Genomic DNA, 26755 nt, shown 5'->3' with positions numbered 1-26755 from the left:
AATTTTTTACGCTCGTGTGTGGATTAAACCAACGACTTCATTAATGCATGAGGAGGGAGAATTAGCAATTTTTATTTTAGCCTTCCGGAAGGCTCATATAAAAAGTGTCACGCTGCATTAGCTTAAAATTAATTTGTGTGTATAGTTAATGCATGTTTTCTAAGAGGATCTTATTTGTCTCGTAAAATGACAGGAATTGTCAAAAGTTTTGATATGCACAGTGGCAAAGGCCTAATCATCCCTTCAGATGGTCGAAAGGACGTTTTTCTCCACATTTCAGCCTTTAATAACAACGAAAAAGAAACGCTCCTTCCCGGGATTCGCGTTGAGTTCTGTCGTATCAACGGACTCAGCGGACCGATGGCCGCAAATGTCTATCTTTCATAAATAATCAGCGAAGATGTTAATAGCGGTAACTTGAATCACCCGCGTCGTATCGCCTGACATATATTTACATTTATGCGCGACACGCGTATGAATTACACTCCGCCTAAATAGGCTTTTCTTACCTCCTGGTTTCCCAGCAACTCCTCGCCGCTGCCGCTGAGGCGAATTTGCCCGTTGACCATGACGTAGCCACGGTCAGAAAGCTTCAGAGCATGATGCGCATTTTGCTCTACCAGAAAAATGGTCATGCCGTTGCGAGCCAGCTCGCGCAGCGTCTGGAAGATCTGCTTAACCACTATGGGCGCCAGACCCAGGCTGGGTTCATCCAGCAGTAGCAGTTTAGGGCGGCTCATTAGCGCGCGGGCGATGGCAAGCATTTGCTGTTCTCCGCCGGACATGGTCATGGCTCGCTGTTTACGGCGTTCTTTGAGGCGCGGGAACAGCTCAAACATGCTCTGCATATCGTCGGCGGCAAATTGATTGCCGACAGGAATGGTCCCCATCAGCAGGTTCTCTTCAACCGTCATATCCGGAAAAATACGCCGCCCCTCGGGTGCCTGCGCTATGCCGCCGGAGGCCACATAGTGGGTAGATTTATGGCTGATGTCTTCGCCGCAAAACAGGATCTGCCCGTTACGAATACGCGGTTGGCCAAAAATAGACATCAGCAATGTCGATTTACCCGCGCCATTCGCGCCGATAAGCGCCACCGTTTCCCCTTTATGCACTTCGAGGGATACCTGCTTCAGCGCCTGAATCACGCCATAGAACACATCCACCTCGCGAAATGCCAGCAGCGGCTCATTCATAGGGTGACCTCGCTTTCATCGGTGCCCAGATAGGCGGCAATCACCTTTTCGTCATGCTGGATCTGCTCAGGTTTCCCCCGGGCAATCACATCGCCATGGTCGAGCACAATAATGTCGTCCGATATTTCCATCACCATCCCCATGTCGTGCTCAATCAGTAATACCGTTATGCCGTGGTTGTCGCGCAGAAAACGAATAATGTTACTCAGCTTATGTGTCTCTACCGGGTTCAGCCCGGCGGCGGGTTCATCCAGACAGATCATTTCCGGGCCGGTGCACATGGCCCGCGCGATCTCCAGGCGCCGCTGTTGACCGTACGACATCTCGCCCGCCAGGCGGTTGGCGCACTCCACAAGATCGACCACCTCCAGCCAGTAAAAGGCCCTGTCCAGCGCGTCGTTTTCCGCCCGTCGGTACGCTGGCGTATTGAATACGCCAGCCAGCAGGTTGCGATTGACGCGCATGTGCTGGGCCACGAGCAGGTTTTCCACGACCGACATCTCGCGAAAAAGACGAATATTTTGAAAGGTGCGCGCAAGTCCGGCGCGGTTCACCAGGTGAGTGCCGCCGAACATTTTGTAGAACAGGCGTTGCCCAAACTGCGCAGGGTGGATCCAGTCTCCTGGCTGGAATTTTTGCCCGAGGATCTGAATGACGTTGGTCGTCTTATTGCGCGTATTGAAGAAAATATTGCCGCCGGAAGCCTTATAGAAACCGGTCAGGCAGTTGAAGACGGTGGTTTTTCCCGCGCCGTTTGGGCCAATAAGCGCAGTAATTGAACCGCGCTGCACGTCCAGGTTGACGTCGTTTAACGCCTTGATCCCGCCGAAATGCATCATCAGATGTTCAACGCTTAATATCGTTCCGTTCATGGCGCTACGCCCTTACGCACGGCAAACCCGCTGCGGTTAATGCGGATCAACCCGCGTGGACGCCAGATCATCATCACCACCATCAGCATGCCAAACAGTAAAACCCGGTACTCGGCAAAACTGCGCAGCAGCTCCGGCGTCACCGTGAGCACAAACGCCGCCAGCACCACGCCAAGCGTTGAGCCCATACCGCCGAGCACCACAATTGCCAGGATCAGCGCCGATTCAAAAAAGGTAAACGATGTCGGGTTGACAAAGCCCTGATAAGTGGCAAAAAACACCCCGGCGATGCCGGCAGTCGACGCACCCAGCGTAAAGGCCGAGAGCTTGACCAGCACATGATTTAATCCCATTGAGCGACAGGCGATTTCATCTTCCCGCAGGGCTTCCCATGCCCGACCAATCGGCATCCGCGTCAGACGATGCTTGATATACAGCACCAGCATCACCACCAGGAACAGCACCGTGTAGATAAAGATAAACTTCATGTTCGGGTTGTAGGTCAGATGGAAAAATTCGTGAAAGGGCACGCCTCCTTCTTTGGCACGGCGGCCAAACTCCAGTCCGAAAAAGGTGGGAGGTGGGGCAGAAACGCCGTTCGGGCCACCGGTGAAGGTTAGCCAGTTGTTGAGGATCAGGCGAATAATCTCCCCAAAGCCAAGCGTGACGATCGCCAGGTAATCACCGTGCATGCGCAGCACCGGAAAGCCGAGCAGGGCGCCGGCCGCGGCAGCCATAATCGCCGCCAGCGGCAGCATGCTCCAGAATCCTAATCCCAGATACTGATACCCCAGCGCCAGCCCGTAAGCGCCGATGGCATAAAAAGCGACATAACCGAGATCCAGAAGCCCGGCCAGCCCGACCACAATATTTAGCCCGAGACCGAGAAGCACGTAGATAAGACCAAGAATGGCGACGGTGAGAACGTACTTGGTGGCAACAAAGGGAAAGCAGATCGCAAGGGCGATAATCAGCGGGATTATCCAGCGCATGCGGCTTTTGTATTCCGGCGGTCGGACATAAACCCCCGCGCTGTCGGCTTCAAAACGTGCCTGGAAACGTGCACCCGGAGCGGTACCTAAAAAAGCGCTCAGCAGAAAACGGCCCAGCATCACGATGCCGACTATCCATGCGAGCCGCTGTCCGGCGAAATTAAAGCTGTATCCGTCCAACACCACGCCGGCAATCGGGCCAAAAATTATTAACGCAATCAGCCCGGAAAAAATGGCGTCCAGAATGCAGCGCTTAAGCGAAAAGCCGTGAGAGGTCATCGTATTCTCCTTCACACTTTGGCGACAATCGGGCGGCCAAGCAGACCCTGAGGACGAAAAATCAGGATCAAGACCAGCAAGCCAAACGAGAACACATCTTTATAATCTGAGTTCACCATGCCGGAAAATTGCGCCTCGGCGACGCCCAGAATCAACCCGCCGAGCATCGCACCGGGCAGGGAGCCAATCCCGCCGAGCACCGCTGCGGTAAACGCCTTGATGCCAATGACAAATCCGACGTAGAAATCGAAGGTGCCGTAATTCATGGTGATGAGCACACCCGCCAGGCCGGCCATCGCCGCGCCAATCACAAAGACCAGCGAAATGATTCTGTCGGTGTTAATGCCCAGAATGGAGGCCATTTTGCGGTCCTGCTGCACCGCACGGCACATCCGTCCAAGCCGGGTATTGTTGATTATCCATGTCAGCAACAGCATGCCGGCGAACGAGGCAACCAGAATAAACACTTTGGTGTAGGTTATCTGAACGAACCCCTCACCGATATGCAGGCGAAGTACGCCATCCAGCATCGTGGGCACCCCTTGCTGACGCGGCCCCTGGCTCAGCTGCGCGTAGTTTTGCAAAATCAGTGACATCCCGATGGCGGAGATAAGCGGTGCCAGACGGGTAGAGTTGCGTAGCGGCTTATAGGCAATGCGCTCGATAGTCCAGCCGTAAACACCGGTCACCACAATCGTGAAGATCAGCGTACCGAGGATAAGCAACGGGAACGACTGCAGGCCGAAGAAGGAGAGCAGCGCCAGGCCAATGGCGCAGAGGTAGGCGGAGATCATATACACTTCGCCGTGGGCGAAATTAATCATACCAATGATGCCATACACCATGGTGTAGCCGATGGCGATTAATCCATAGACGGAGCCCAGCGTTAAGCCATTTATTAACTGTTGCAGGAAGAATGTACTCATCATAGCGCGCTCGTTATTTTAAGCTGCGCGGCACGCGCAGCCTGATGTTTATTACGCGCCGACAGGCGAACCTGCCGGCGTTGAGCGTGACTCCGTCCCGTTACTGAACTTCCTTATATTTTCCGTTATCGTCCCACTGATACACCACGTAGTCAGACACTTTCAGATCGCCTTTGCTGTCCCAGGCTTTTTTGCCCATAACCGTGTCGACGGCATTGGCTTTCAGCCATTCGCTGGCTTTGGCCGAGTCTTTACCGCCCGTGGCCTTGAAGGCCGCGGCAATGGCCTGAACGGAGGCATAAGAGTAGAGGGTGTAACCTTCAGGCTCGAATTTACCGGCGCGGAATTTCTCAATGACCGCTTTCCCATCCGGGATCAGACGCGGGTCTTTACCGAAGGTCATATAAATACCCCTGGTATATTGTGGTCCACCCGCCGCGGTCACCATCTCTTCGTTGACGATACAGTCGCCGGAGAAGAATTTCGCCTGCACACCCTGTTCACGCATCTGGCGAACCAGCGGGCCGGCTTCAGGGTGACAACCGCCGAAGAACACCACATCCGGCTTTTGCGCGCCGATTTTTGTCACCAGCGCGTTAAAGTCTTTCTCACCACGGGATAAGCCCTCATACATCACATCCTGAACCCCGCGCTTCGCCAGCGCAGCTTTGGTGGCGTCTGCCAGCCCCTGACCGTAGGTGTCTTTGTCATGGATGATGACCACACGTTTGGCTTTCAGCTTATCGATAATGAAATCGCTGGCGACCTGGCCCTGCTGGTCATCGCGACCACACATGCGGAACATATCGGTCATGCCTCGTTCGGTAATGAGCGGGTTGGTCGAGCCCGGGGTAATGGCAAGGATCCCCGCGTCGCTGTACACCTCGGAGGCGGGCATTGTGGAAGAGGAGCAGAAATGGCCGACCACCGCGTTGACTTTATCCTGGTCGACCAGGCGGTTGGCGACGGCCACGGCTTGTTTCGGCTCACAGGCATCATCCCCCTGAACCAGCTTAATCTTCTCGCCGTTAATGCCGCCTGCGGCGTTAATGTCTTCAGCGGCCTGTGTTGCACCGTGCCAGTACTGATCGCCATAGGTGGCGTTTGGGCCGGTAAACGGCCCGGCCACACCAATGACAATATCTGCATGCGCAGAAAATGCCGTCACCAGACAACCGGCCAGCACGAGAGAAAGGGGAGTTCTGATAAATTTCAGCGACATTATTATGTTCCTTAGCAAAGAGGTTTTTGCACCACGGCGTAAACCCGGACGCCGACGGCGCAGCCAATCCAAAAACACGAGCAAGAACAAAATGCACTAAACGAACAAGATCCAGACAACGCCTGCGTAATACGGCGAGGTTTCCCTGCGCAGGTTCGCGCGAAGAACATTAAGCAAAATCGTTGCCAGAATGGTTAACCCATTGAGCGGGTTGTGACATGTTTGAGTATAGAGTGCGGTGATATGGCACCTTGTGGGACGCGATGAAATTACAGCGGAGATCACATATCGTTAACAACAAAGCCCATAAGTTGTGCAATGGTCACGATTTGCACGTTTTTGCAGCAATAAAGACCTAAACTTCAGATAGGAAAGCCGTGAGATATGTGTCAGGATCTTTTCCTTTTTTATCAGGAGTGTCAGCGATGACTGAAGGCCCATTGAATGAAAGCGAAATGGCGTGGCTGGAAGAGACATTAATGTCTTACGGTCATGACGATGCGTCCGTGATTGACGTGTCCGAACTGGACGGCATGCTTACCGCAGTCCTTTCCGGCCCTGTTGTCGTTGAGCCAGATACCTGGCTGGTGGCGGTGTGGGGTGGCGAGAAATACATTCCGCGCTGGAAAAACGATCGTGAAATGCACCGTTTTATCGATCTCTGCTTTAAGCATATGAACGACATTGCTGAGCGCCTGAGCGAATACCCGGATCAGTTTGAGCCGATGTTTGGTTACAACGATGTCGACGGCGAGAGCTATACCGTTGTTGAAGAGTGGTGTTATGGCTATATGCGCGGTGTGGCGCTGACGGACTGGTCAGCCTTACCGGAAGCACTGAAGGCCGATCTTGATGCGATTGCGCTGCACGGTACAGACGAGAACAGCGAGAAGCTGGATGAGCTGAGCGAAGACGAATATAAAGCCAGTATTGAGAGCATTCAGCCTGCGGCTCTGCGTTTGTACAATTACTGGGTGGACAACCCACAGCAGCCGGAAGCAAAAAAACCGATTGTTAACGGCACAAAGGTCGGGCGTAACGATCCGTGTCCGTGCGGCAGCGGGAAGAAGTTTAAGAGCTGCTGTTTGCACTAATAAAAAGGGGCTGATTTCAGCCCCTTTTTTGTTAACCCACTTCCGGTAGCATTCCTGCGGCTATCAAGCACTGCACCAGAATAATCATCACTCCGCAGGCAAACACCATGCACAGCAGCGGTTTGCCGCCCATGACGCGGTACCCTTGCTGAGGATGCTGCTGGCGGCTCTTCCAGGCCAGCAGGGAAGGGAGCAGCAGGGCCAGCACGGATAACGCCACACCTGCATACCCCAGCGCCATCACGAACCCACGCGGGTAAAACAGCGCGAACGCGAGAGGAGGCAGGAAGGTGACTGCCCCCGTCTGTAAGCGTCCTGCGGCAGTATTACGACGCTGGAACAGATCGGCCAGGTAATCAAACAGGCCGAGCGCCACGCCCAGGAATGAGGTGGCCAGCGCCAGGTCGGCAAACAGATGGACCGCCAGCTCAACGTGCGGGGAGGTGACAACCTCACGCAGTGCCAGCAGAAAGCCGTTCAGGCCAGCGTGTTCCGCCATCAGCCCGGTAAAGGTCGACGCGTCAATGCTCCCCAGCGTCACCAGTTGCCAGAAAATATAGGCAATCAGCGGGATGGCGCTCCCCACCATAAAGACGCGGCGTAGCTTACGGATATCGCCGTTCATATAGCTCACGATGCTGGGTACGCTGCCGTGGAAGCCAAACGAGGTGAAAATAACCGGGATCGCGGACAGCGCCAGCCCTTTTTCCAGCGGCAGCGTCAGGAGATTGACCTTGTGAACATGCGGTACCAGCAAAACCAGCATCACAATCAGGAACAGTATTTTGGCGCTGAACAGAAAACGGTTAAACAGATCGACCAGCGAAGTCCCCACACAGACCACCCCCCCGCCAATAAGCGCAAAGAAGATAACGCCCGTTGAAGGCGTGATGTCAGCGTCGAACCAGTCATTAACGCTGGAGGCGATTAACTCGCCGGCGCCGCTGATATAGGCCGCGGTCAGGGCGTACATCAGGAACATCATGCTAAAGCCGGTTATCCACTGGCCATAGCGTCCCAGGTAGCGTGCCGCAAGAGAACCCAGGCCGGTATCCGCGGGCACATGCTGATAAACCTCAAGCAACAGCAGGGCGGTGTAGCACATCAACGCCCAGAGTGTGCCAAGGAGCAGCAGTGTCATTCCAAATCCAACGCCTGCGGCAGCCAGAGGCATCGCCAGCATTCCTGCGCCAATCGTCGTTCCGGCGACGATAAAAATACTTCCCAGGGTTCTGTTTTTCACGCATTCCTCTACAACGATTCGTAATCGCGACAAATTCTGCGGCGCAGAGTAAGGGAAAAGCCCCGCTTCGTCAAATGACCGTTACAGCAGGTGTAATGAATTATTTACGATATTTTTCGACTTTAAGTAATTTACCCGAACCTGCCCCTTTGGGAGGGGATATCTACTTCGTAAGGGCACTATTTTTGCCGAAAAATCAGGCGTAATTTAAACAATAACTATAAGTTTTCAAATAAAGTGAGGGCAGATGGCGGGAAATAATCCCTTTACCGCGGCGTGGAGCCGGGGCGGTAATTTACTGTGCCATGGTCACTGGATAATCAGCTGGCAGAACCAGGCCCTGCAGCTTCCTGAATCGCGTCGTGAAAAGGATATGGGCACCTGGGCCATTTATTCGATCATCGATCCTGAGGACGACACCTTTGCGCAGGGGCTAAAAGAAGATGAGTGGATCATCGAAAACGTAGACTGGCTGACAGATGTTTTTTTTGACGCCGGTATTCCGCTGGAGACGGCTAACTATCGGTATTTTTACCTGGCGGTCAATACGCAAGACTGGCGGTGTACAAGCTGTGCGGGGTGTATGTAAATCTGTGCGCGGAGAATAAAAAGTGCGGCGCTGAAAACAGCACCGCAGCAATATTATTTCTGTGTATCGAGGGTAGAAAGTTCTTTATCGATAAAGTAAAGACCTTCGCCTGTTTTCCCCACCAGAGACAATTTATCCAGCACGGATTTAAACAGTTTCTCTTCTTCGTGTTGCTCTGCCACGTACCACTGCAGGAAATTAAAGGTCGGATAATCCTGGCCAATCATAGCCGCATGAACCAGTTCGTTAATTTTTTGCGTAATCAGCTGCTCGTGCTCATAGGTCGCACGGAACAGCTCATCAAGCGAATTATACTCGGCAAACGGGGACGCAACGTTATCGATGCGCGGCAGGCTGCCCGTGTCAGTCAGATAATCAAACAGACGCTGCATGTGGGTCATCTCTTCCTGCGCGTGGCGGCGCAGGAAGGCGGCAGCGCCTTCAAAACTGTGGTAGCTGCACCAGGCGCTCATCTGCTGGTAGAGAAGGGATGAAAAAAGCTCAAGGTTCATTTGCGCATTGAGCTTGTCGATCATTTCAGTTTTCAGCATGGTGACGCTCCGGGTTATTAATTCTGGTTCACAATGAGCGACACTATAATTTGTTATTTAATTATTTGCAAAACGTAAAATAATTATTTCTTTATTTAAAATACGAATGGGAATAAAACGCATTGCCGATTTATATTTTATTAATGAGAATTGTTTTTGTTCGTAATGAAATACACTGCCAGTCAATACTGGCAGCACAGATTAATACCACGGGTTATTTGCCTTAGGGTTTACGGCAAAGCCCATGCATTTATACTGGATCGTCACGCTCTCATTGAGACACAGAGAGCCGCTGGTCAGGGTGCAGGTTTTAATGGGCTGGCCATAGGCAGAGGCGGTGGCATACCCCATGCTCTGACACGCTTTAGCTGCGGTGCCGTTATTAACATACTCATCGGAATAGGCGTTTTGCAGCATTGCTTGCCCGTAGTCGAGGCGGACGATGCCGTTTGGCGCGTCCAGGGTGCTGACCTCAGCCTGGCGATTAATGTTACAGCCCGCCAGCAGCAGGATCGTACCGGCGACGAAGACTCTTTTCATGGTTCGCTCTGAGTGAGTGGAAATACGTTATCGTACCTGCAGATGTGAGTCGCAATGCGAGGAATAGCCGGGCAATCTGCGCTTTCTCTTTGCGACGGGCCGTTTAGTCGGCCAGGCTGTCAAAAATGGTTTTAAACTTAAGATGATGCAGGCGAAACAGCGCAATAAGCTGCGGGTCAAAATGGCGGCCGTCACCCTCCAGAATGATTTTGCAGGCTTGCTCGTGTGTGAATCCCGGCTTATAGACCCGCTTTTGCCTCAGGGCATCATACACATCGGCCAGCGCCAGAATGCGGGCTTCCAGCGGGATCTGTTCTCCCCGTAGCCCCTGCGGATATCCGCTGCCATCCCATTTTTCATGATGGAAATGGATAATATTCTCCGCAACTGCGCCCAGCTCTAAGCCCTGAATAATCCGCCACCCTTTCACGGTATGAAGTTTCATCTCGGCAAACTCGTCCTGGGTCAGTGGGCCTTGCTTACGCAGAATACGCTCCGGCACGGCAATTTTTCCGACATCGTGAAGAGAGGCAAAATGTTCTATCTCACGGGTCATTTTGCGCGAAAGCCCAAGCTCACGCGCCATCAAGCCGCAATATCGGGCGACGCGCTGAATATGGCTGCCGGTCTCGTCATCGTGCGCGCGGTTTACCTTCTCCAGCGCCTGCACCATATTGCGGTTAACCATCCGGTTCTGGCGTAAATGGCGACGCATCATGATCAGCATACCGATGCTAAACAGGGCCACGATCAGCAAAATCACGCTGATAATCTTCAGCGTGTTTTTAGAAAAATCGGGTAAGTAACTCTGCTCATCCTGACGTTCTATTTGCGTGCGGTATTCTGACAGGCGATGAACCTGAGTCAGCAGATGAAAGAGCGGATGCTGCGGATCCACCCAGGGGCCAATAATAAATTCAGAGCGGGTGACCCCCGCGACTTTCAGCACCCCGCGAAACAGTTCGTTGCCGCGAAGCGTGGACTCCAGCGAACTGAGGTCGCCCAGAATATAGTCAATCTCATCGTTCTCAATCGCGTCGATAAGACCGTCAATGGTTGGCCGGGTCACGATGATCACATCGCTGCCAAAACGCTGGCGTAAATAGGCTGCGGCAAAAGAACCGTCGAGTACGCCGACGCGCTGGCTGCGAATACTCTCTTCGTTCCACAAGAAGGGCTGACTGCTGCGATTGTAATAGGCGTTGTGCCAGGCGATGTCGGGGCCGATACGACCCAGTGCATGCGCACTGTCGCTTCGATCAACGATATCAATCAATCGAACCGCCCACTGCTGTCGCGGAAGACTCGAATAGTGATCGATAAAATTGACATCAACCTTCATGCCCAGTAAATCGCGCATATCGTTAATCATATCAATGGCTGTGCCGTGGTAGCCCTTGCTGTCCCGCCAGATAAGCGGGGCAAAATTCTCGTTTTTGGGCAGGTTGATCTGCAGGCGGTTATGCGCGATCCAGGTTCGCTCCTCCTCTGACAGGGTGATACGGCTTAGCAGGTAATTGCGCTTGCTCTCCTCCAGCATCGTGTTGATTTCGCCGTTGCGATACCAGGTGCCAATCAGCGCATTGATTTTATCCCGCAGGGGAAGCAGGTCAGTGCTGAAGGCGAGGACGACAGGAATGCGTAGCTCAGGAAAGGGCCGGGAGACCAGATAATAGCGCTGGGTATTCTCCATCTCCGGAGCGTCATTAATATAGAAATCAGCCTGGTTGTCGCTCAGCAAGCGAAAAGCTTCATCGCTGGTGGCGACGAGGCGCAGAGAACGAAATTTAAGGTCGGGATAACGTTGTTGCACGCTGTCGAGCGTCGCGTCGTCTTTACGGAACAGCACCCGGGCATGACTGAGCTGTTCGGCAGTTGTCACCGTCATCGTTGGGCTGGCGGCCACCACGTCGTTATCAAACAAACGTGCTGAGAGAATTTTGGTTCTGGCTCGCTTCTCCGTGCGCAATACCCCGGCATACACGCCATACTCATTTTGTGCAAAACGCTGGCTAATATCGGCACCGGAGAGCGGCCGCAGCTGCAGCTGCGTACCCGCCTGTTTATTGATGGCCTTAATCAGTTCAGGATAAAAACCCTGCCACTCTCCTTGCGGTGTGCGCCAGGATTCGAAGTTGTTAGCATCAAAGATCCAGACCGGTACAGGCTCTTCTGCCCGGGCAGGGGGGCAAGCAAGCAACAGACCCGTCAACGCGAGTAGAAAGAGGGAGCGAAGCATCCGGCAGCGCTGATTCACAGGTCAACCCCATACGATTTTAGCGTGTACTTTTGCAGTCTAGCTAACGGGCTGAAGCGGCAACAGGTTTGCTTTAACTTTTTAATGCACGTTTGGCGTACGGTCTCATTCTCGCTAAATTGTGAACCCGTCTTTGTTTTTTAAAACAACCTTTCATTTAATTTGAAAGGTTGTTTGTTTGATAGTAGGGTGAACAGGTAAAGGTATCCATAGCGGGATCTCCCGCCACGCATTCAGGAGAGATGAAATGAAAATTGCACTGATGATGGAAAACAGCCAGGCCGCGAAAAACCCGGTGATACTGAAAGAGTTGAAAACGGTAGCCGATGAAAAAGGGTTCCCGGTTTATAACGTGGGCATGAGCGACGAGAATGACCATCACCTGACCTATATCCATCTGGGGATTATGGCGAGCATTTTACTGAATGCGAAAGCCGTTGATTTTGTTGTGACCGGCTGCGGTACGGGGCAGGGAGCATTGATGTCGCTGAACATCCACCCGGGCGTCATCTGCGGCTATTGCATTGATCCTGCGGATGCGTTCCTGTTTGCTCAGATCAACAACGGTAACGCGCTCTCCCTGCCGTTTGCCAAAGGCTTCGGTTGGGGGGCTGAACTGAACGTTCGGTTTATCTTTGAAAAAGCGTTCACTGGTCGAAACGGTGAAGGTTATCCGCCCGAGCGCAAGGAGCCGCAGGTGCGTAATGCCGGTATTCTGAACCAGGTTAAAGCGGCGGTCGTGAAAGAAAACTATCTGGATACGCTGCGCGCAATCGATCCCGAGCTGGTGAAGACGGCCGTTTCGGGTCAGCGTTTCCAGCAGTGCTTCTTTGAGAATTGCCAGGACAAAGAGATCGAAGCTTTTGTTCGCGGGATCGTAGGCTGACGCTTTAAGGTGCCGTGAGCCCCACTTTTCAGGTTTGGCAGGAAGAATAAAATTGTGATGTACGTCACAAAAATATTGATTTTTGTGACGATGGTCATATTATAAGCACATTGACGATAAAGTTGTATAACAAGTTAATGGAGCTACCTGATGAAACTTCGCAAAATCCTGAAAAGTATGTGGGCTAAATACTGCAACACTTTCAAAGACGTGCCACCGGGCGCAATGTTCTGATGAAAAAAACCTGCTTCGGCGGGTTTTTTTGTGCCCGTAAGCGACGAGAGGGAGATGAATGGGCCTGCGTTTTGTTACTATGGCGGCCTTTAAATAAGGAGAAAGCCCCATGTCACAAAACCTGAGCGCCGATCAGGAGCTGGTGTCTGACGTTGTCGCCTGTCAGTTAGTTATCAAACAAATCCTTGATGTCCTGGACGTTATTGCGCCGGTTGAAGTGCGCGAGAAGATGTCCACGCAGCTGAAAAATATCGATTTCAACAGCCATCCAGCAGCGGCTGACCCGGTCACGCTTCGCGCTATTCAGAAAGCCATCGCGCTGATTGAACTGCGATTCACGCCGCAGGGCGAGTCTCACTAAAGCCCGCCTGACGCTAAAAAGGGCGACCGTTTGTCGCCCTTCGCTCACCTTAAAAGAACGTCTGTACCAGCAGATAGCTCGCCGCACACGCGCAGCTAACGCCAATTAATCCCGGCAGAATAAAGCTGTGGTTAATGATAAATTTGCCGATGCGGGTTGTGCCCGAACGGTCAAAGCCGATGCAGGCTAAATCGCTTGGGTAGGTCGGCAGGACAAAATAGCCGTAAGAGGCCGGGAAAAAGGCGATCAGCATTTTCGGGTCGATTCCCAGCATCAGCCCCATAGGCGCAACGGCCGTCAGGGCTGCCGCCTGGCTGTTCACCAGCTTTGATACCAGGAACAGCACAATCGCGTAGGTCCACGGATGGCTTTTCACCACGCCTTCCAGCGCCAGCTTTAACTCATCAAGATGCGCCTGGAAAAAGGTATCGCTCATCCACGCCACCCCGAACACCGAGAAGATCGCGACCATACCCGCCTTAAACACCGCGCCGTTAGAAATGGCAGACGCATTGACCTTGCAGGCCATCAGCATTACGGCACCGGCAATTAACATCATCATCTGGATGACAAGGTTCATCGACAACGCCGTCATTTTTCCTTTTATCTCAAATGCAGGGCGCAGGTCAGGGAATGCCCCCAGCAGGACAACCACGGCAATGCCGGCGAAGAAAATCCACGTGGACCAGTAGGCCTGTTTTGGAAAACGTTGATTCATTAACGTTTCCGTCCCGCCGTAGATGAATTCACGCTGCTTCGGATCTTTGAGCTTTTCCTGAAACTCCTTATCGTCCGCTAGCGCTTTCCCGCGACGCAAACTCCACAGCGCAGCAATCGCCACACCGAACAGTGAGGCAGGAACCGAGACGGCGAGAATTTCCAGTATTCCCCACGCGTGGCCGAGCCCATGCTGCGCGCCCAGAATGGAGACCAGTGACACAACGGCCACGGAGACCGGCGAGGCCGTAATTGCCATCTGCGATGCCACTGATGCCACGGCCATTGGGCGTTCCGGGCGGATCCCTTTTTTCAGGGCGATATCCGCAATGATGGGAAACATGGTGTACACCACGTGTCCGGTCCCGCAGAGAAAGGTCAGCATCCAGGTGGTAAAAGGGGCGAGAAGCGTGATGTGTTGAGGATGTTTGCGCAGCAGGCGCTCAGCAAATTGCATCATGACGTTCAGGCCGCCTGCGGTCTGAAGCGTTGCGGCACACCCAATGACGGCGAGAATGGTCAGCATCACGTCAACCGGCGGTTTGCCGGGTTGCAGACCAAAGACAAAACATAAAATAAAAAGGCCAATACCGCTTATCAACCCAAGCCCCATGCCGCCGAAACGCGTACCTGTCAGCAGGCAGAGGAGGATGACAATAAACTCAATGGTGATCATGATGCTCCCTCGTCAATGATAATGTAATTAAATAAATCATTACATGTTGTGTGGTTAATCATTGAGAGCGAGATCTGATTTGTTAAATCTTAGCAAAAGCAGAAGGTTGGCGACGAGAGGGGGAACCTGCTCCCGGTAGGCCGAAAAGCGCGCCTGTCAGGGAGCAGGAAAATGATCAGTGGTGCTGTACCGTCACAAGGTCAAGCAGATGACGGTCGGTTTGTTCCGGACATAAACCCGCCTGCTGCGCGTTATGGATTTCGTCCGCCAGCGTTTTAAGCAGCATGCCGTCCTGCTGTTGCGCTTTATCCATATCGCGTAAGAATTTAAGGGTTTTGGTGTCGTGTTGTGCTCTGGCTTCATCGGCCAGCTTGTTAAGCGTGCTGCAACGCTGTTCGTACTGTTCCAGTGTTTTCTCAAACAATTCTTCCAGAGAAGAGTAGTTATCGTCGATCGTATCAAGTGCTTTTACGGTTGGGTTTGCCCCTGCGGCTTTCATGAAATTAAAAACACGCATCATATGGGTGACGTTGCTTTGCGCCTGGCTGCGAAAAAAAGTGGCAGAGCCATTGAGACTGTTTTCGGAACACCACGAGCTGATATGCAGGTGCAGATTCGAGGCATAGAACTCGAGGTTCAACTGGGCATTGAGTTTTTGCATCATCGTTTGGGTAGTCATACTCATATCCTTATTGACTGTGGGACGTGATGTCCGCGGCTAACCTGACCCGGCAGGCACATCTAATGGAATGCAGAAATGGCATTTCTGCGGCGACAAAAGTCGATCGAATATTCACTTCCTGTGTTCGATATAAATAAGCATACCCTTGTATTCTGTCTAAGAAAACTCTTAATTAGGCTGTGTTTACCATACATTACAAAATTTAATATAGTACAGAAATGAAAACAGGTGGATATAAATTAACACATTAATAACTAATTGATTTTTATGTGTTTGTGTATTGTTTGTCTCGTTTTTTCAAGAGTGAAAATATTAAGGCAACAGAATCTTCTGTGACGATGTGAAAAACAGATCAATCAATCAGGATATATTTTGAGGAATAAAATTGCGCTAAATCAATTTATCGCTAAAAGATGAGTGTGTGATCGCCGTGCAAGATTGTTCTTAATGATTATGTAAAAATGAAACACTGTTTTATCTTGTTTCAATCATTGAGGTTTATGATGGCAAAGGTTGCGGTGCTGTTGGCACCCGGTTTTGAGGAAGCAGAGGCGATTATCACCATTGATATTTTGCGCCGGCTGAACATCGACGTGGAAACTCTGGCCTGCGCGCAGTCGCGTGCAGTGGTCAGTTACCATAACATTCCCATGGTGGCAGACAGCACCTTAGCAGAACGCCGTGATTCGCTTTACGATGCGATTGTTCTACCCGGGGGACCCCAGGGCAGCGCAAATCTGGCCGCGGATCCGCAGGTTATCCGTTTTATTTCTGCACATGACGCGCGCGGAAAGCTGATTTGCCCTATTTGTTCAGCAGCGGCGCGCGTGCTGGGGGGAAATGGGCTGCTTCGGGGGCGTCGCTACGTCTGCTCCGGGGATTTATGGGAGACGGTAAAAGACGGTGAATATGTGGATGCACCGGTCGTCCAGGATAAAAACCTGCTCAGTGGCAAAGGTCTTGGTCATGCTTTTGACTTTGCGCTGGCCCTTGCTGCTCGACTGTTGGGTGACGAAACGCCCGTTCGCGATCACGCTGACCACATCTATTACGCCTGGTAAATTTACCGCCGGATGCTAGAGCGTCCGGCGCTCAGGGACTTCTTAGCTGATCTTATGGATAATTCTGCTTAACCCCGTTTCATTTGTCCGACAATTCCTGCCATTTTTATGTCATTTTCCGCTGAATTTATGTACGCAATTACTGTAATTCTGCGGTGTGATGGCGCTCTCTTATGGATGATTAATTTCCCGCTAAAACTATCACCAGCAATAACGCTTATGACGAGGTAAGCGCTAATGCCTTGTTTTAAGTCCGATTAAATAAGAAGCACGCAAATATTCCCTACAGAAAAGAATGCTAAAGCTGGAGTTTACCATGCACAAATTTACTAAAGCGCTGGCGGCCGTTGGTCTGGCTGCTGTTATGTCACAATCCGCTATCGCAGAGAATTTAAAACTCGGTTTTTTGGTAAAACAGCCAGAAGAGCCGTGGTTCCAGACTGAGTGGAAATTCGCCGATAAAGCCGGAAAAGATTTAGGTTTTGACGTCATTAAAATCGCCGTGCCTGACGGTGAAAAAACCCTGAACGCCATCGACAGCCTGGCGGCCAGCGGTGCGAAAGGTTTCGTTATCTGTACACCCGATCCAAAACTGGGGTCGGCAATTGCGGCTAAAGCGCGCGGTTACGACATGAAGGTTATTGCCGTTGACGATCAGTTCGTCAATGCCAAAGGCAAGCCAATGGACACCGTGCCGCTGGTAATGATGGCCGCGACCAAAATTGGTGAGCGCCAGGGTCAGGAACTCTATAAAGAGATGCAAAAGCGCGGCTGGGATGTAAAAGAGACGGGCGTCATGGCCATCACGGCTGATGAGCTGGATACTGCACGTCGTCGTACTACCGGTTCCATGGACGCTCTGAAAGCCGCCGGCTTCCCGGAAAAACAGATCTATAAAGTTCCTACCAAATCCAACGATATCCCCGGCGCGTTCGACGCCGCGAACTCAATGCTGGTTCAACACCCGGAAGTTAAACACTGGCTGGTGGTCGGTATGAACGACAACACCGTGCTGGGTGGCGTGCGTGCGACAGAAGGTCAGGGCTTCAAAGCTCCGGATGTTATCGGTATCGGCATCAACGGCGTTGACGCCGTCAGCGAACTGTCCAAAGCGCAGGCGACCGGCTTCTACGGCTCTCTGCTGCCAAGCCCGGACGTACACGGATACAAATCCAGTGAAATGCTCTACAACTGGGTGACCAAAGGGGCTGAACCGCCGAAATTTACTGAAGTGACCGACGTGGTGCTGATTACCCGCGACAACTTCAAAGAGGAACTGGCGAAAAAAGGACTGGGCGGTAAGTAATACGCTGTGATTGCGCCCCTCATTCACCATGAGGGGCCAGACGTACACACTACAGGAATCACGGAGACGTTATGCGACAGTCTGATCCGTATCTCTCATTTCGCGGCATCGGGAAAACGTTCCCCGGTGTTAACGCGCTGACCGATATCAGTTTCGACTGCTATGCCGGCCAGGTTCATGCCCTGATGGGTGAAAACGGCGCGGGAAAATCCACGCTGTTGAAAATCCTCAGCGGCAACTATTCCCCTACGACCGGCACACTGGCCATTCGTGGCGAAGAGGTGGCTTTCGCTGATACCACGGCGGCGCTTAATGCCGGGGTGGCCATTATCTATCAGGAACTGCACCTGATCCCAGAGATGACCGTGGCCGAGAATATCTATTTAGGACAGCTCCCGCACAAAAGCGGCGTGGTTAATCGTTCGCTACTTAATTATGAAGCAGGGCTGCAGCTTAAACATCTTGGGCTGGATGTCGATCCTCAGACACCGCTGAAATACCTCTCCATCGGCCAGTGGCAGATGGTTGAAATTGCCAAGGCTCTGGCGCGTAACGCCAGAATTATTGCCTTTGACGAACCCACCAGTTCGCTATCCGCACGTGAAATCGAAAACCTGTTCCGCGTGATCCGGGAGTTACGCCAGGAAGGCCGCACGATTTTGTATGTTTCGCACCGTATGGAAGAGATATTTGCCCTGAGCGACGCCATCACCGTGTTTAAAGATGGCCGCTATGTGCGCACCTTTAGCGATATGGCGCAGGTGAACCATGACCAGCTTGTACAGGCGATGGTCGGACGCGATCTGGGGGACATTTACCACTGGAAACCGCGTGAGTACGGCCCTGAACGCCTGCGACTGGATAATGTAAAAGCGCCGGGAGTACGCATGCCTGTTTCGTTATCGGTACGCAGCGGTGAAATCGTCGGACTGTTCGGCCTGGTGGGCGCAGGGCGTAGCGAGTTAATGAAAGGGTTGTTCGGCGGCACGCGCATTACCGAAGGCGTGGTGTCTATTGACGGCGCAGCGGTGGATATTCAGAAGCCCGCCCACGCGATTAAGGCAGGCATGATGCTCTGCCCGGAAGATCGCAAAGCGGAGGGGATTATTCCGGTGCATTCGGTGCGTGACAACATCAATATCTCCGCCCGTCGCAAATTTATCCGCGCAGGATGCCTGATCAACGATAGCTGGGAATCGAGCAATGCCGATCACCACATTCGTTCACTCAATATCAAAACGCCGGGACCGGAACAGCTGATCATGAATCTTTCCGGGGGCAACCAGCAGAAGGCCATTCTGGGCCGCTGGCTATCGGAGGATATGAAGGTCATTTTACTGGACGAGCCAACGCGCGGTATCGATGTGGGGGCAAAACACGAGATTTATAACGTGATCTATGAACTGGCAAAACGCGGCGTGGCGGTGCTCTTCGCCTCCAGCGATCTGCCTGAAGTGCTTGGCGTCGCCGATCGCATTGTCGTCATGCGTGAAGGTGAAATTGCCGGTGAATTGCTTCATGAACAGGCGAATGAACAACAGGCGTTGAATCTCGCCATGCCTAAAGTCAGCCAGGCTGTCGCCTGAGTAAGGAGTTAATGATGTCCTCTGTTACTACATCCGGAGCGCCAAAGTCGGCGTTCAGTTTTGGCCGAATCTGGGATCAGTACGGCATGCTGGTGGTCTTTGCCGCCCTGTTTGTCGCCTGTGCGATCTTCGTTCCTAATTTTGCCACCTTTATTAATATGAAAGGGCTGGGGCTGGCCATTTCCATGTCCGGCATGGTGGCCTGCGGTATGCTGTTCTGTCTGGCCTCGGGCGATTTTGACCTGTCGGTGGCCTCGGTTATTGCCTGTGCCGGTGTCACCACGGCTGTGGTAATCAACATGACGGAGAGCCTGTGGATTGGCGTGCTGGCGGGTCTGTTACTGGGCGTGCTCAGCGGTCTGGTAAACGGCTTTGTCATTGCTCGCCTGAAGATTAACGCCCTGATCACAACGCTTGCGACCATGCAAATTGTGCGAGGTCTTGCCTATATCATCTCTGACGGTAAAGCGGTGGGGATTGAAGACGAGCGCTTCTTTACCCTCGGTTACGCTAACTGGCTGGGGCTGCCAGCGCCAATCTGGCTGACCGTGGCCTGTCTTATCCTGTTCGGGTTCCTGCTCAACCGGACCACGTTTGGCCGTAATACCCTGGCTATCGGGGGCAATGAAGAAGCCGCACGTCTGGCCGGTGTGCCGGTGGTGCGTACCAAGATTATTATCTTTGTTCTCTCCGGGCTGGTCTCTGCAGCCGCAGGGATTATTCTGGCGTCGCGAATGACCAGTGGCCAGCCAATGACCTCTATCGGTTATGAGCTGATCGTCATTTCAGCCTGTGTTTTGGGGGGCGTTTCCCTGAAAGGCGGCATCGGAAAAATCTCATATGTGGTGGCCGGTATCCTGATCCTGGGGACGGTAGAGAACGCCATGAACCTGCTCAATATTTCGCCGTTCTCTCAGTACGTCGTTCGTGGCCTGATCCTGCTGGCAGCGGTGATATTCGACCGTTACAAGCAAAAAGCGAAGCGTACCGTCTGAGGTTTTTCCTATCTTTATATTGCTCAACTAATAACCTTAGCTGACCCCCGAACCGCCTCGCCAGTTTTGCTGGTGGGGCGGTTGTCAAATGGCGAGCGACGTCACACTGTCTATACTTACATGGCTATGAAAGAGGTAAAGGCGTTTACCTCTCGTAAACCGTAAGGAGGAATAGGGTGGCTGACTTGTTAACTGCACCGCCTGTACTGCCCGGACACTATGCTTTCTTTTTTGATCTCGACGGTACGCTCGCCGAGATAAAGCCGCATCCTGACCTGGTGGCGATCCCCGCCACGGTTCTTCAGAAGTTGCATCAGCTCTCGCAGATGACTGAGGGAGCAGTGGCATTGATATCAGGGCGCTCGATGGCCGAACTGGACCAGCTTGCCAGGCCTTATCGCTTTCCGCTGGCCGGTGTACACGGAGCGGAGCGCCGCGACATCCATGATCAAACGCATATCGTTTCACTCCCCGACGCATTAATCCAGGCGCTACAGGTACAACTCTCGTCTGCGCTGGCAGAACTGCCCGGTACGGAGCTTGAAGCCAAAGGGATGGCCTTTGCCCTGCATTATCGCCAGGCGCCGCAGCACGAAGCGGCTGTGCTTGCGCTTGCGACCGTTATAGCAAATGCACATCCGGAGCTGGCGCTGCAGCCGGGTAAATGCGTGGTGGAGCTTAAACCTAAAGGGATCAATAAAGGCGCGGCGATTGCGGCGTTTATGGCGACACCGCCTTTTAACGGCAGGACGCCCGTTTTTATTGGGGATGACCTGACCGATGAGGCAGGGTTTCGTGTGGTGAATCAGGCCGGAGGGATCGCCATCAAGGTCGGGCCTGGTGAGACTGTCGCCGAATGGCGTCTGGCGGATGTCGCCAGCGTCTGGCAGTGGATATCTGACATCGCTAACCAGCAACAACAACAAATAGCGCAAAACAAAGGGGGAAACCATTATGGGTCGCTTAGTCGTCGTCTCTAACCGAATTGCACCGCCTGATGATAAAAAATCCAGTGCAGGTGGCCTGGCGGTTGGGGTATTAGGTGCCTTAAAAGCCGCCGGTGGGCTGTGGTTTGGCTGGAATGGTGAAATCAGTGAAGAACAGAAACCGCTCAAGAAAGTGACGCGCGGAAATATTACATGGGCGTCGTTTGCGTTAAACGAAAAAGATTATGACGAGTATTATTCGCAGTTCTCCAATGCTGTGCTGTGGCCAGCGTTTCACTATCGTCTGGATCTGGTCAAATTCCAGCGCGAGTCCTTTGAAGGCTACACGCGGGTGAATTCGCTGCTGGCGGATAAACTGCTGCCTTTAATCGAGGATGACGATATTTTATGGATCCACGATTATCACCTGCTGCCCTTCGCCAGAGAGTTGCGTAAAAGGGGAGTGAATAACCGGATTGGTTTTTTCTTGCATATTCCGTTCCCGACGCCGGAAATCTTTACCGCGCTGCCGCCGCATGAAGAGTTGCTGGATGCGCTGTGTGACTACGATCTGCTGGGCTTCCAGACCGAGAATGACCGACTTGCGTTCCTTGATTCTGTGTCCGGCAAAACGCGAGTGGTGACCAAAGGGGGGAAAACCCATACGGCCTGGGGCAAGACATTCCACACTGAAGTGTATCCCATCGGTATTGAACCTGAAGAGATTGCCGAGCAGGCTTCCGGTCCGCTGCCGCCCAAACTGGCGCAGCTTAAGAATGAACTCAAGCACGTGAAGAATATTTTCTCGGTGGAGCGTCTTGATTATTCCAAAGGGCTGCCGGAACGTTTCCTGGCGTATGAAACGCTGCTGGAGAAGTACCCGCAGCATCACGGTAAAATCCGCTATACGCAGATAGCGCCCACCTCGCGCGGTGAAGTGCAGGCTTATCAGGATATTCGTCACCAGTTGGAGACGGAAGCAGGGCGCATTAATGGCCGCTACGGTCAGTTGGGCTGGACGCCACTGTTTTATCTCAATCAACACTTTGACCGTAAGATCCTGATGAAAGTGTTCCGCTATGCGGATGTCGGGCTGGTTACGCCATTGCGGGACGGGATGAACCTGGTCGCGAAAGAGTACGTCGCCGCCCAGGACCCCGCCGATCCGGGTGTGCTGGTGCTTTCCCAGTTTGCCGGGGCCGCCAATGAATTGACGTCTGCGCTTATCGTTAACCCTTACGATCGTGACGACGTGGCGAATGCCCTCAACCGTGCGCTGACGATGCCGCTCACGGAGCGTATTTCCCGCCATGCCGAGATGATGGAAACGATCCGTAAGGACGATATTAACCACTGGCAGGCGCGTTTTATTCGCGATCTTCGTGATATTGCGCCGCAGAGTAATGAAGGCCACCTGCAAAAAAAGATCGCGACATTCCCTAAACTCGCCTGATTTTCCTCTGGGGGTTTAACGACCCCCAAGAGGCACTAACAACACATCCACCTGGCTTGACGCCACAATCGATTTCGCCGCACAGGCTGCGCGAGAAAAAAAGCTGTGGTTATGATTCCCGCATATTACTAAATCAATATTCTGCTTACTGCATATGCTGAGAATATGCGCATTAAGCTCCCCCGTCGCAATAATGGTGTCATATATGGGATATTGCGCCTTTTCTACCAGCTCTCGCATAAATTGCTGCGTTTCTTCCTGTAATACCTCACGAATATCTTCCAGCATGGGGGCAGCCAGTTGATTATACATCTCAGGCTCGGCCGCGAGGGTGATCAGGCTGATACGGGCATTGTGCGGTCTGGCAATGGAAACCGCCCGGGCGATGAGTTCATGGCTTTCGGGCGAAACCGCAACAGAAACAAGAAGATGGGAGTAACTCATAACGCACTCCTTAGGTGTCTGAAAGACAGCGTCTTAGTCACCATTACCGCGATTTCACCGGATCTGCAAGAGGTGTATACGACATAAGTGTGAAGCTAATCATAATTATTCATTAATTATTCTTATAAGAAGAATAACGGGAAAACGTGCCTAAATGAAAAAAATTAACAACTTAACCTGAATCACACTTTTTTACGTTTCCGGTGTTAAATCGTTTTAACGCGTTATAAACACATTTCTAATGATTACCATGTGAAACAATTGTTATGGGCGTTTTGCATAACTACATGTTTTTTATAGGTAATGAAAATGTGACCTTAAGATGGATTCGCTGTGACGCGCATCCGGTCGCTGACACGTTTCGAACCGCACATGTCATGCCACTTCTGCTCATGCTCCTGCATGAGTATTCGCCCATAAAGAATAGAAAACAGTGTTGATCGTTCAAAAAACAACCAATTTACAAGTCATACTGATGGATTTATGGGAGATATTCACTTAAATTGTGTGACGTAGATCACATTTTTTTTAAATTTGGGGGTAGCTGCATTGTATGTGTCAAAACTGACGAGTAGAGTTTGCGTCGAATTAGGAAAAATCTTAGTTATTTGTAAGAAATGATAAAACGTGTAAGAGACGTAACCGCGTTTCAGCTGTTGCGCGTTTCAATGAATACAAACCTAAATTCGACTATGCATTTAGCCTTTTCTTTTTTATACCGGGTGATTTCCCGGCGACATCACGGGGTGCGGTCTTTCCGCATAAAAATAATAGTTGGTTATTCGGGATGGGAACAATGCATACATCCGAGTTGCTAAAACATATCTATGACATCAATTTGTCGTATTTACTGCTCGCGCAGCGTTTGATTAGTCAGGACAAGGCGTCCGCGATGTTTCGTCTGGGTATTAATGAAGAAATGGCAACCATGCTGGGTGGGTTAACCCTTCCTCAAATGGTTAAACTGGCGGAAACAAACCAACTGGTTTGCCAGTTCCGTTTTGACAATCCTCAGACTATCACGCGTCTGACGCAGGATTCCCGTGTTGACGATCTTCAACAGATCCATACCGGTATTCTTCTTTCCACTCGCTTGCTTACCGAAATCAGCCAGCCTGATGACGCAGCCCGTAAGAAAAGGGCCTAGCAATGAGCGAGAAAAGCATTGTTCAGGAAGCGCGTGACATACAGTTAGCAATGGAGCTGATTACGCTCGGTGCTCGTTTACAAATGCTGGAAAGCGAGACTCAGCTGAGTCGTGGTCGCCTCATCAAATTGTATAAAGAGTTACGTGGTAGTCCCCCGCCGAAAGGAATGCTGCCGTTTTCAACGGACTGGTTTATGACCTGGGAACAGAACATTCATGCCTCTATGTTCTGTAATGCCTGGCAGTATCTTCTCAAAACCGGTTTGTGTAGCGGCGTTGATGCCGTGATCAAAGCGTATAAACTTTACCTTGAACAATGCCCGCAGCAGGACGAGGGTCCTTTGCTGGCGCTCACCCGCGCATGGACGCTGGTGCGTTTTGTTGAAAGCGGAATGCTTGAGCTGTCGCGCTGTAACTGCTGCGATGGCAATTTTATTACCCATGCGCATCAGCCTGCAGGCAGCTTCGCCTGTAGTTTATGCCAGCCTCCATCCCGAGCAGTAAAAAGACGTAAACTTTCCCGGGAAGCTGCCGATATTATTCCACAACTGCTGGATGAACAGATCGAACAAGCTGTTTAACCCGAACGTGTGGGCAAGATTCCAGCAGCGGTAAGCAATTACCGCTGCTTTTTTTTACCCCGCAAACGGTAAACGCTGCGAGCTGAACATCCTTGCCATAGTCACTAGCGGAAGGATGATGTCGTGCTTATCTTATTAGGTTACCTGGTAGTTCTCGGTACAGTTTTCGGCGGTTACATGATGACCGGCGGGCACCTTGGAGCACTCTATCAACCGGCTGAACTTATTATCATCGGCGGCGCAGGGGTAGGGGCTTTTATCGTTGGTAATAACGGTAAATCGATCAAGGGCACGCTGAAAGCTATTCCACTGCTGTTTCGTCGCTCTAAATACACCAAAAGCATGTACATGGATCTGCTTGCGCTGCTTTATCGTCTGATGGCGAAGTCGCGTCAGCAGGGCATGTTCTCGCTTGAGCGGGATATTGAAAACCCGAAAGAGAGCGAAATTTTTGCCAGCTACCCGCGCATTCTCGCTGACGCAATGATGCTGGATTTCATCGTCGATTACCTGCGACTGATCATCAGCGGCAACATGAACACCTTCGAAATCGAAGCGCTGATGGACGAAGAGATTGAAACGCACGAAAGCGAATCCGAAGTGCCGGCAAACAGCCTGGCGCTGGTGGGCGATTCCCTCCCTGCGTTCGGTATCGTCGCGGCGGTGATGGGCGTGGTACACGCGCTGGCCTCGGCGGATCGTCCTGCGGCAGAGTTGGGTGCGCTGATTGCGCATGCGATGGTGGGCACCTTCCTCGGTATTTTGCTGGCGTATGGTTTTATCTCTCCGCTGGCCAGCGTTCTGCGTCAGAAAAGCGCGGAAACGACCAAAATGATGCAGTGCGTGAAGATCACGCTGCTCTCTAACCTTAACGGTTATGCGCCACCTATTGCAGTTGAATTCGGCCGTAAAACGCTTTATTCCAGCGAGCGCCCGTCGTTTATCGAGCTTGAAGAACACGTGCGTGCGGTGAAAAACCCAAACCAACAGACGACAACTGAGGACGCATGAAAAATCAGTCCCATCCGATCGTCATCGTAAAAAAACGCAAGCACAAGGGGCATGGGCACGGCGCGCATGGCTCCTGGAAAATCGCGTACGCCGATTTTATGACCGCAATGATGGCATTCTTTCTGGTGATGTGGCTCATCTCCATCTCCAGCCCGAAAGAGTTGATCCAGATTGCCGAATATTTCCGAACGCCGCTGGCGACCGCCGTGACCGGTGGGCAGCGAATCTCTAACAGCGACAGCCCGATCCCTGGCGGCGGCGATGATTACACCCAGCAGAAGGGTGAGGTGAAGAAAGAGCCGAACATCGACGAGCTGAAAAAACGTATGGAGCAAGCACGCCTGAAGAAACTGCGCGGCGATCTCGATCAGCTGATTGAGGCGGATCCTAAACTGCGTGCCCTGCGACCACACCTGAAGATCGATCTGGTGCAGGAAGGTTTACGTATACAGATTATTGATAGCCAGAACCGCCCGATGTTCAAAACGGGCAGCGCGGAAGTTGAGCCATACATGCGCGACATTTTGCGCGGCATTGCGCCAGTGCTGAACGGTATTCCTAACCGTATCAGCCTGTCTGGACACACGGATGACTTCCCGTACGCCACGGGTGAGAAGGGATACAGCAACTGGGAGCTTTCTGCCGATCGTGCCAACGCCTCGCGTCGCGAGCTGGTGGCAGGTGGGCTTGATGATGGCAAGGTACTGCGCGTGGTCGGCATGGCATCAACCATGCGTGTCACTGACCGCGGGCCGGATGACGCCATCAACCGTCGTATCAGTCTTTTAGTGCTGAACCAGCAGGCGGAGCAGGCCATCCTGCACGAAAACGCCGAAAGTCAGAATGAGTCACTGGACGATTTAAAACAGCCTGGGGCCGTTCCTTCGGCTGCCGTTCCAACATCGCCACCAGCCAATCCGAGGTGATA

General features: G+C 52.2%; 28 protein-coding genes. 16 read left to right on the top strand and 12 right to left on the bottom strand.

The window, feature by feature from the left end; translation table 11 throughout:
- The first annotated feature begins 174 nt into the window (after positions 1 to 174).
- On the top strand, positions 175 to 387 hold the full coding sequence (gene cspF, locus AM379_RS22630; protein ID WP_025203826.1) for a cold shock-like protein CspF: 213 nt from the start codon (positions 175 to 177) through the stop codon (positions 385 to 387).
- Positions 388 to 479: 92 nt separating this feature from the next.
- On the opposite strand, the gene AM379_RS22625 is transcribed toward cspF, so the two are convergent.
- The 5 genes from AM379_RS22625 to AM379_RS22605 form a co-directional block, all read right to left on the bottom strand.
- The gene (locus AM379_RS22625; protein WP_014170701.1) at positions 480 to 1196 is read right to left on the bottom strand and encodes an ABC transporter ATP-binding protein; all 717 of its coding nucleotides are present in this window, start codon (positions 1194 to 1196) and stop codon (positions 480 to 482) included.
- Positions 1193 to 2068 carry an ABC transporter ATP-binding protein gene (locus AM379_RS22620; RefSeq protein WP_014170700.1) on the bottom strand — a complete coding sequence of 292 codons (876 nt, stop codon included), beginning with the start codon at positions 2066 to 2068 and terminating at the stop codon, positions 1193 to 1195. The genes AM379_RS22625 and AM379_RS22620 overlap by 4 nt, the downstream gene beginning before the upstream one ends.
- Positions 2065 to 3339 (bottom strand): high-affinity branched-chain amino acid ABC transporter permease LivM, encoded by a 1275-nt coding sequence (gene livM, locus AM379_RS22615; RefSeq protein WP_020883360.1) that lies wholly within the window; start codon positions 3337 to 3339, stop codon positions 2065 to 2067. Before livM ends, AM379_RS22620 begins: the two co-directional genes overlap by 4 nt.
- 11 nt (positions 3340 to 3350) lie before the next feature.
- On the bottom strand, positions 3351 to 4265 hold the full coding sequence (locus tag AM379_RS22610) for an ABC transporter permease subunit (RefSeq protein ID WP_025203827.1): 915 nt from the start codon (positions 4263 to 4265) through the stop codon (positions 3351 to 3353).
- Between the two features lie 100 nt (positions 4266 to 4365).
- Positions 4366 to 5487 carry a branched-chain amino acid ABC transporter substrate-binding protein gene (locus AM379_RS22605; RefSeq protein WP_106504290.1) on the bottom strand — a complete coding sequence of 374 codons (1122 nt, stop codon included), beginning with the start codon at positions 5485 to 5487 and terminating at the stop codon, positions 4366 to 4368.
- A gap of 425 nt (positions 5488 to 5912) precedes the next feature.
- Here AM379_RS22605 and AM379_RS22600 point away from each other — a divergent pair, with 425 nt between their 5' ends.
- Positions 5913 to 6581: a YecA/YgfB family protein gene (locus tag AM379_RS22600; RefSeq protein ID WP_020883362.1), complete on the top strand. Its 669-nt coding sequence runs from the start codon at positions 5913 to 5915 to the stop codon at positions 6579 to 6581.
- Positions 6582 to 6612: 31 nt separating this feature from the next.
- On the opposite strand, the gene tyrP is transcribed toward AM379_RS22600, so the two are convergent.
- The gene (gene tyrP, locus AM379_RS22595; RefSeq protein WP_059306855.1) at positions 6613 to 7824 is read right to left on the bottom strand and encodes a tyrosine transporter TyrP; all 1212 of its coding nucleotides are present in this window, start codon (positions 7822 to 7824) and stop codon (positions 6613 to 6615) included.
- Positions 7825 to 8071: 247 nt separating this feature from the next.
- On the opposite strand from tyrP, the gene AM379_RS22590 reads away from it, so the two are divergent.
- On the top strand, positions 8072 to 8413 hold the full coding sequence (locus tag AM379_RS22590) for a hypothetical protein (protein WP_068794753.1): 342 nt from the start codon (positions 8072 to 8074) through the stop codon (positions 8411 to 8413).
- 53 nt (positions 8414 to 8466) lie between these two features.
- Here AM379_RS22590 and ftnA read toward each other — a convergent pair whose 3' ends face one another.
- The 3 genes from ftnA to AM379_RS22575 all read right to left on the bottom strand — a co-directional run bounded on the left by ftnA (position 8467) and on the right by AM379_RS22575 (position 11761).
- Positions 8467 to 8964, bottom strand: coding sequence for a non-heme ferritin (gene ftnA / locus AM379_RS22585; RefSeq protein ID WP_014170693.1), 498 nt, complete (start codon positions 8962 to 8964; stop codon positions 8467 to 8469).
- A gap of 201 nt (positions 8965 to 9165) precedes the next feature.
- Positions 9166 to 9504: a YecR family lipoprotein gene (gene yecR, locus AM379_RS22580; RefSeq protein ID WP_020883365.1), complete on the bottom strand. Its 339-nt coding sequence runs from the start codon at positions 9502 to 9504 to the stop codon at positions 9166 to 9168.
- 103 nt (positions 9505 to 9607) lie between these two features.
- The gene (locus AM379_RS22575) at positions 9608 to 11761 is read right to left on the bottom strand and encodes an HD domain-containing phosphohydrolase (protein WP_236900313.1); all 2154 of its coding nucleotides are present in this window, start codon (positions 11759 to 11761) and stop codon (positions 9608 to 9610) included.
- A 247-nt stretch (positions 11762 to 12008) separates the two neighbouring features.
- On the opposite strand from AM379_RS22575, the gene AM379_RS22570 reads away from it, so the two are divergent.
- The 3 genes from AM379_RS22570 to AM379_RS22560 all read left to right on the top strand — a co-directional run bounded on the left by AM379_RS22570 (position 12009) and on the right by AM379_RS22560 (position 13242).
- Positions 12009 to 12647 carry an RpiB/LacA/LacB family sugar-phosphate isomerase gene (locus tag AM379_RS22570; protein ID WP_020883367.1) on the top strand — a complete coding sequence of 213 codons (639 nt, stop codon included), beginning with the start codon at positions 12009 to 12011 and terminating at the stop codon, positions 12645 to 12647.
- 150 nt (positions 12648 to 12797) lie between these two features.
- Positions 12798 to 12881, top strand: coding sequence for a stress response protein AzuC (gene azuC / locus AM379_RS22565; protein WP_106504286.1), 84 nt, complete (start codon positions 12798 to 12800; stop codon positions 12879 to 12881).
- A gap of 109 nt (positions 12882 to 12990) precedes the next feature.
- Positions 12991 to 13242 (top strand): DUF2766 family protein, encoded by a 252-nt coding sequence (locus tag AM379_RS22560; RefSeq protein WP_014170688.1) that lies wholly within the window; start codon positions 12991 to 12993, stop codon positions 13240 to 13242.
- A 49-nt stretch (positions 13243 to 13291) separates the two neighbouring features.
- Here the strand turns inward: AM379_RS22560 and AM379_RS22555 are convergent, their stop codons facing one another.
- Together AM379_RS22555 and AM379_RS22550 are read right to left on the bottom strand one after the other, a co-directional pair.
- Complete coding sequence (locus AM379_RS22555) at positions 13292 to 14635, bottom strand: anaerobic C4-dicarboxylate transporter (RefSeq protein WP_020883368.1); 1344 nt, start codon at positions 14633 to 14635, stop codon at positions 13292 to 13294.
- Positions 14636 to 14810: 175 nt separating this feature from the next.
- Complete coding sequence (locus AM379_RS22550) at positions 14811 to 15314, bottom strand: non-heme ferritin-like protein (protein ID WP_020883369.1); 504 nt, start codon at positions 15312 to 15314, stop codon at positions 14811 to 14813.
- A gap of 506 nt (positions 15315 to 15820) precedes the next feature.
- Here AM379_RS22550 and AM379_RS22545 point away from each other — a divergent pair.
- The 6 genes from AM379_RS22545 to otsA all read left to right on the top strand — a co-directional run bounded on the left by AM379_RS22545 (position 15821) and on the right by otsA (position 22644).
- The gene (locus AM379_RS22545; protein ID WP_106504378.1) at positions 15821 to 16378 is read left to right on the top strand and encodes a DJ-1 family glyoxalase III; all 558 of its coding nucleotides are present in this window, start codon (positions 15821 to 15823) and stop codon (positions 16376 to 16378) included.
- A 316-nt stretch (positions 16379 to 16694) separates the two neighbouring features.
- Positions 16695 to 17684, top strand: coding sequence for an arabinose ABC transporter substrate-binding protein AraF (gene araF, locus AM379_RS22535; RefSeq protein ID WP_020883371.1), 990 nt, complete (start codon positions 16695 to 16697; stop codon positions 17682 to 17684).
- Positions 17685 to 17755: 71 nt separating this feature from the next.
- Positions 17756 to 19270: an L-arabinose ABC transporter ATP-binding protein AraG gene (gene araG, locus AM379_RS22530; RefSeq protein WP_020883372.1), complete on the top strand. Its 1515-nt coding sequence runs from the start codon at positions 17756 to 17758 to the stop codon at positions 19268 to 19270.
- A gap of 14 nt (positions 19271 to 19284) precedes the next feature.
- Positions 19285 to 20265 carry an arabinose ABC transporter permease AraH gene (gene araH / locus AM379_RS22525; RefSeq protein WP_014884358.1) on the top strand — a complete coding sequence of 327 codons (981 nt, stop codon included), beginning with the start codon at positions 19285 to 19287 and terminating at the stop codon, positions 20263 to 20265.
- A gap of 176 nt (positions 20266 to 20441) precedes the next feature.
- The gene (gene otsB / locus AM379_RS22520; protein WP_106504284.1) at positions 20442 to 21245 is read left to right on the top strand and encodes a trehalose-phosphatase; all 804 of its coding nucleotides are present in this window, start codon (positions 20442 to 20444) and stop codon (positions 21243 to 21245) included.
- The gene (gene otsA, locus AM379_RS22515; protein ID WP_106504282.1) at positions 21220 to 22644 is read left to right on the top strand and encodes an alpha,alpha-trehalose-phosphate synthase; all 1425 of its coding nucleotides are present in this window, start codon (positions 21220 to 21222) and stop codon (positions 22642 to 22644) included. The genes otsB and otsA overlap by 26 nt, the downstream gene beginning before the upstream one ends.
- A gap of 15 nt (positions 22645 to 22659) precedes the next feature.
- Here otsA and uspC read toward each other — a convergent pair whose 3' ends face one another.
- On the bottom strand, positions 22660 to 23088 hold the full coding sequence (uspC, locus tag AM379_RS22510) for a universal stress protein UspC (RefSeq protein WP_014170679.1): 429 nt from the start codon (positions 23086 to 23088) through the stop codon (positions 22660 to 22662).
- Between the two features lie 796 nt (positions 23089 to 23884).
- Between uspC and flhD the strand changes: the two genes are divergently transcribed.
- The 4 genes from flhD (at position 23885) to motB (ending at position 26753) form a co-directional block, all read left to right on the top strand.
- On the top strand, positions 23885 to 24235 hold the full coding sequence (flhD, locus tag AM379_RS22505; RefSeq protein ID WP_020883374.1) for a flagellar transcriptional regulator FlhD: 351 nt from the start codon (positions 23885 to 23887) through the stop codon (positions 24233 to 24235).
- 2 nt (positions 24236 to 24237) lie between these two features.
- Positions 24238 to 24816 carry a flagellar transcriptional regulator FlhC gene (gene flhC, locus AM379_RS22500; RefSeq protein WP_014170677.1) on the top strand — a complete coding sequence of 193 codons (579 nt, stop codon included), beginning with the start codon at positions 24238 to 24240 and terminating at the stop codon, positions 24814 to 24816.
- A gap of 123 nt (positions 24817 to 24939) precedes the next feature.
- Entirely contained in the window at positions 24940 to 25827 is an 888-nt protein-coding gene (gene motA / locus AM379_RS22495) for a flagellar motor stator protein MotA (protein WP_008500417.1), read from the top strand.
- Positions 25824 to 26753 (top strand): flagellar motor protein MotB, encoded by a 930-nt coding sequence (gene motB / locus AM379_RS22490; RefSeq protein WP_014170676.1) that lies wholly within the window; start codon positions 25824 to 25826, stop codon positions 26751 to 26753. Before motA ends, motB begins: the two co-directional genes overlap by 4 nt.
- Positions 26754 to 26755: the final 2 nt, after the last annotated feature.

This window comes from Enterobacter cloacae complex sp. FDA-CDC-AR_0132, assembly GCF_003010695.1.
Lineage (GTDB): Bacteria > Pseudomonadota > Gammaproteobacteria > Enterobacterales > Enterobacteriaceae > Enterobacter > Enterobacter ludwigii.
This window is presented reverse-complemented; position numbering and strand designations above follow the sequence as displayed.

Coding starts and splice junctions, on each gene's coding strand:
- AM379_RS22625 (WP_014170701.1), bottom strand. CDS start 1,196: ATGAATGAGCCGCTGCTGGCATTTCGCGAGGTGGATGTGTTCTATGGC.
- AM379_RS22620 (WP_014170700.1), bottom strand. CDS start 2,068: ATGAACGGAACGATATTAAGCGTTGAACATCTGATGATGCATTTCGGC.
- livM (WP_020883360.1), bottom strand. CDS start 3,339: ATGACCTCTCACGGCTTTTCGCTTAAGCGCTGCATTCTGGACGCCATT.
- AM379_RS22610 (WP_025203827.1), bottom strand. CDS start 4,265: ATGAGTACATTCTTCCTGCAACAGTTAATAAATGGCTTAACGCTGGGC.
- AM379_RS22605 (WP_106504290.1), bottom strand. CDS start 5,487: ATGTCGCTGAAATTTATCAGAACTCCCCTTTCTCTCGTGCTGGCCGGT.
- AM379_RS22600 (WP_020883362.1), top strand. CDS start 5,913: ATGACTGAAGGCCCATTGAATGAAAGCGAAATGGCGTGGCTGGAAGAG.
- AM379_RS22590 (WP_068794753.1), top strand. CDS start 8,072: ATGGCGGGAAATAATCCCTTTACCGCGGCGTGGAGCCGGGGCGGTAAT.
- ftnA (WP_014170693.1), bottom strand. CDS start 8,964: ATGCTGAAAACTGAAATGATCGACAAGCTCAATGCGCAAATGAACCTT.
- yecR (WP_020883365.1), bottom strand. CDS start 9,504: ATGAAAAGAGTCTTCGTCGCCGGTACGATCCTGCTGCTGGCGGGCTGT.
- AM379_RS22570 (WP_020883367.1), top strand. CDS start 12,009: ATGAAAATTGCACTGATGATGGAAAACAGCCAGGCCGCGAAAAACCCG.
- azuC (WP_106504286.1), top strand. CDS start 12,798: ATGAAACTTCGCAAAATCCTGAAAAGTATGTGGGCTAAATACTGCAAC.
- AM379_RS22560 (WP_014170688.1), top strand. CDS start 12,991: ATGTCACAAAACCTGAGCGCCGATCAGGAGCTGGTGTCTGACGTTGTC.
- AM379_RS22555 (WP_020883368.1), bottom strand. CDS start 14,635: ATGATCACCATTGAGTTTATTGTCATCCTCCTCTGCCTGCTGACAGGT.
- AM379_RS22550 (WP_020883369.1), bottom strand. CDS start 15,314: ATGACTACCCAAACGATGATGCAAAAACTCAATGCCCAGTTGAACCTC.
- AM379_RS22545 (WP_106504378.1), top strand. CDS start 15,821: ATGGCAAAGGTTGCGGTGCTGTTGGCACCCGGTTTTGAGGAAGCAGAG.
- araF (WP_020883371.1), top strand. CDS start 16,695: ATGCACAAATTTACTAAAGCGCTGGCGGCCGTTGGTCTGGCTGCTGTT.
- araG (WP_020883372.1), top strand. CDS start 17,756: ATGCGACAGTCTGATCCGTATCTCTCATTTCGCGGCATCGGGAAAACG.
- araH (WP_014884358.1), top strand. CDS start 19,285: ATGTCCTCTGTTACTACATCCGGAGCGCCAAAGTCGGCGTTCAGTTTT.
- otsA (WP_106504282.1), top strand. CDS start 21,220: ATGGGTCGCTTAGTCGTCGTCTCTAACCGAATTGCACCGCCTGATGAT.
- uspC (WP_014170679.1), bottom strand. CDS start 23,088: ATGAGTTACTCCCATCTTCTTGTTTCTGTTGCGGTTTCGCCCGAAAGC.
- flhD (WP_020883374.1), top strand. CDS start 23,885: ATGCATACATCCGAGTTGCTAAAACATATCTATGACATCAATTTGTCG.
- flhC (WP_014170677.1), top strand. CDS start 24,238: ATGAGCGAGAAAAGCATTGTTCAGGAAGCGCGTGACATACAGTTAGCA.
- motB (WP_014170676.1), top strand. CDS start 25,824: ATGAAAAATCAGTCCCATCCGATCGTCATCGTAAAAAAACGCAAGCAC.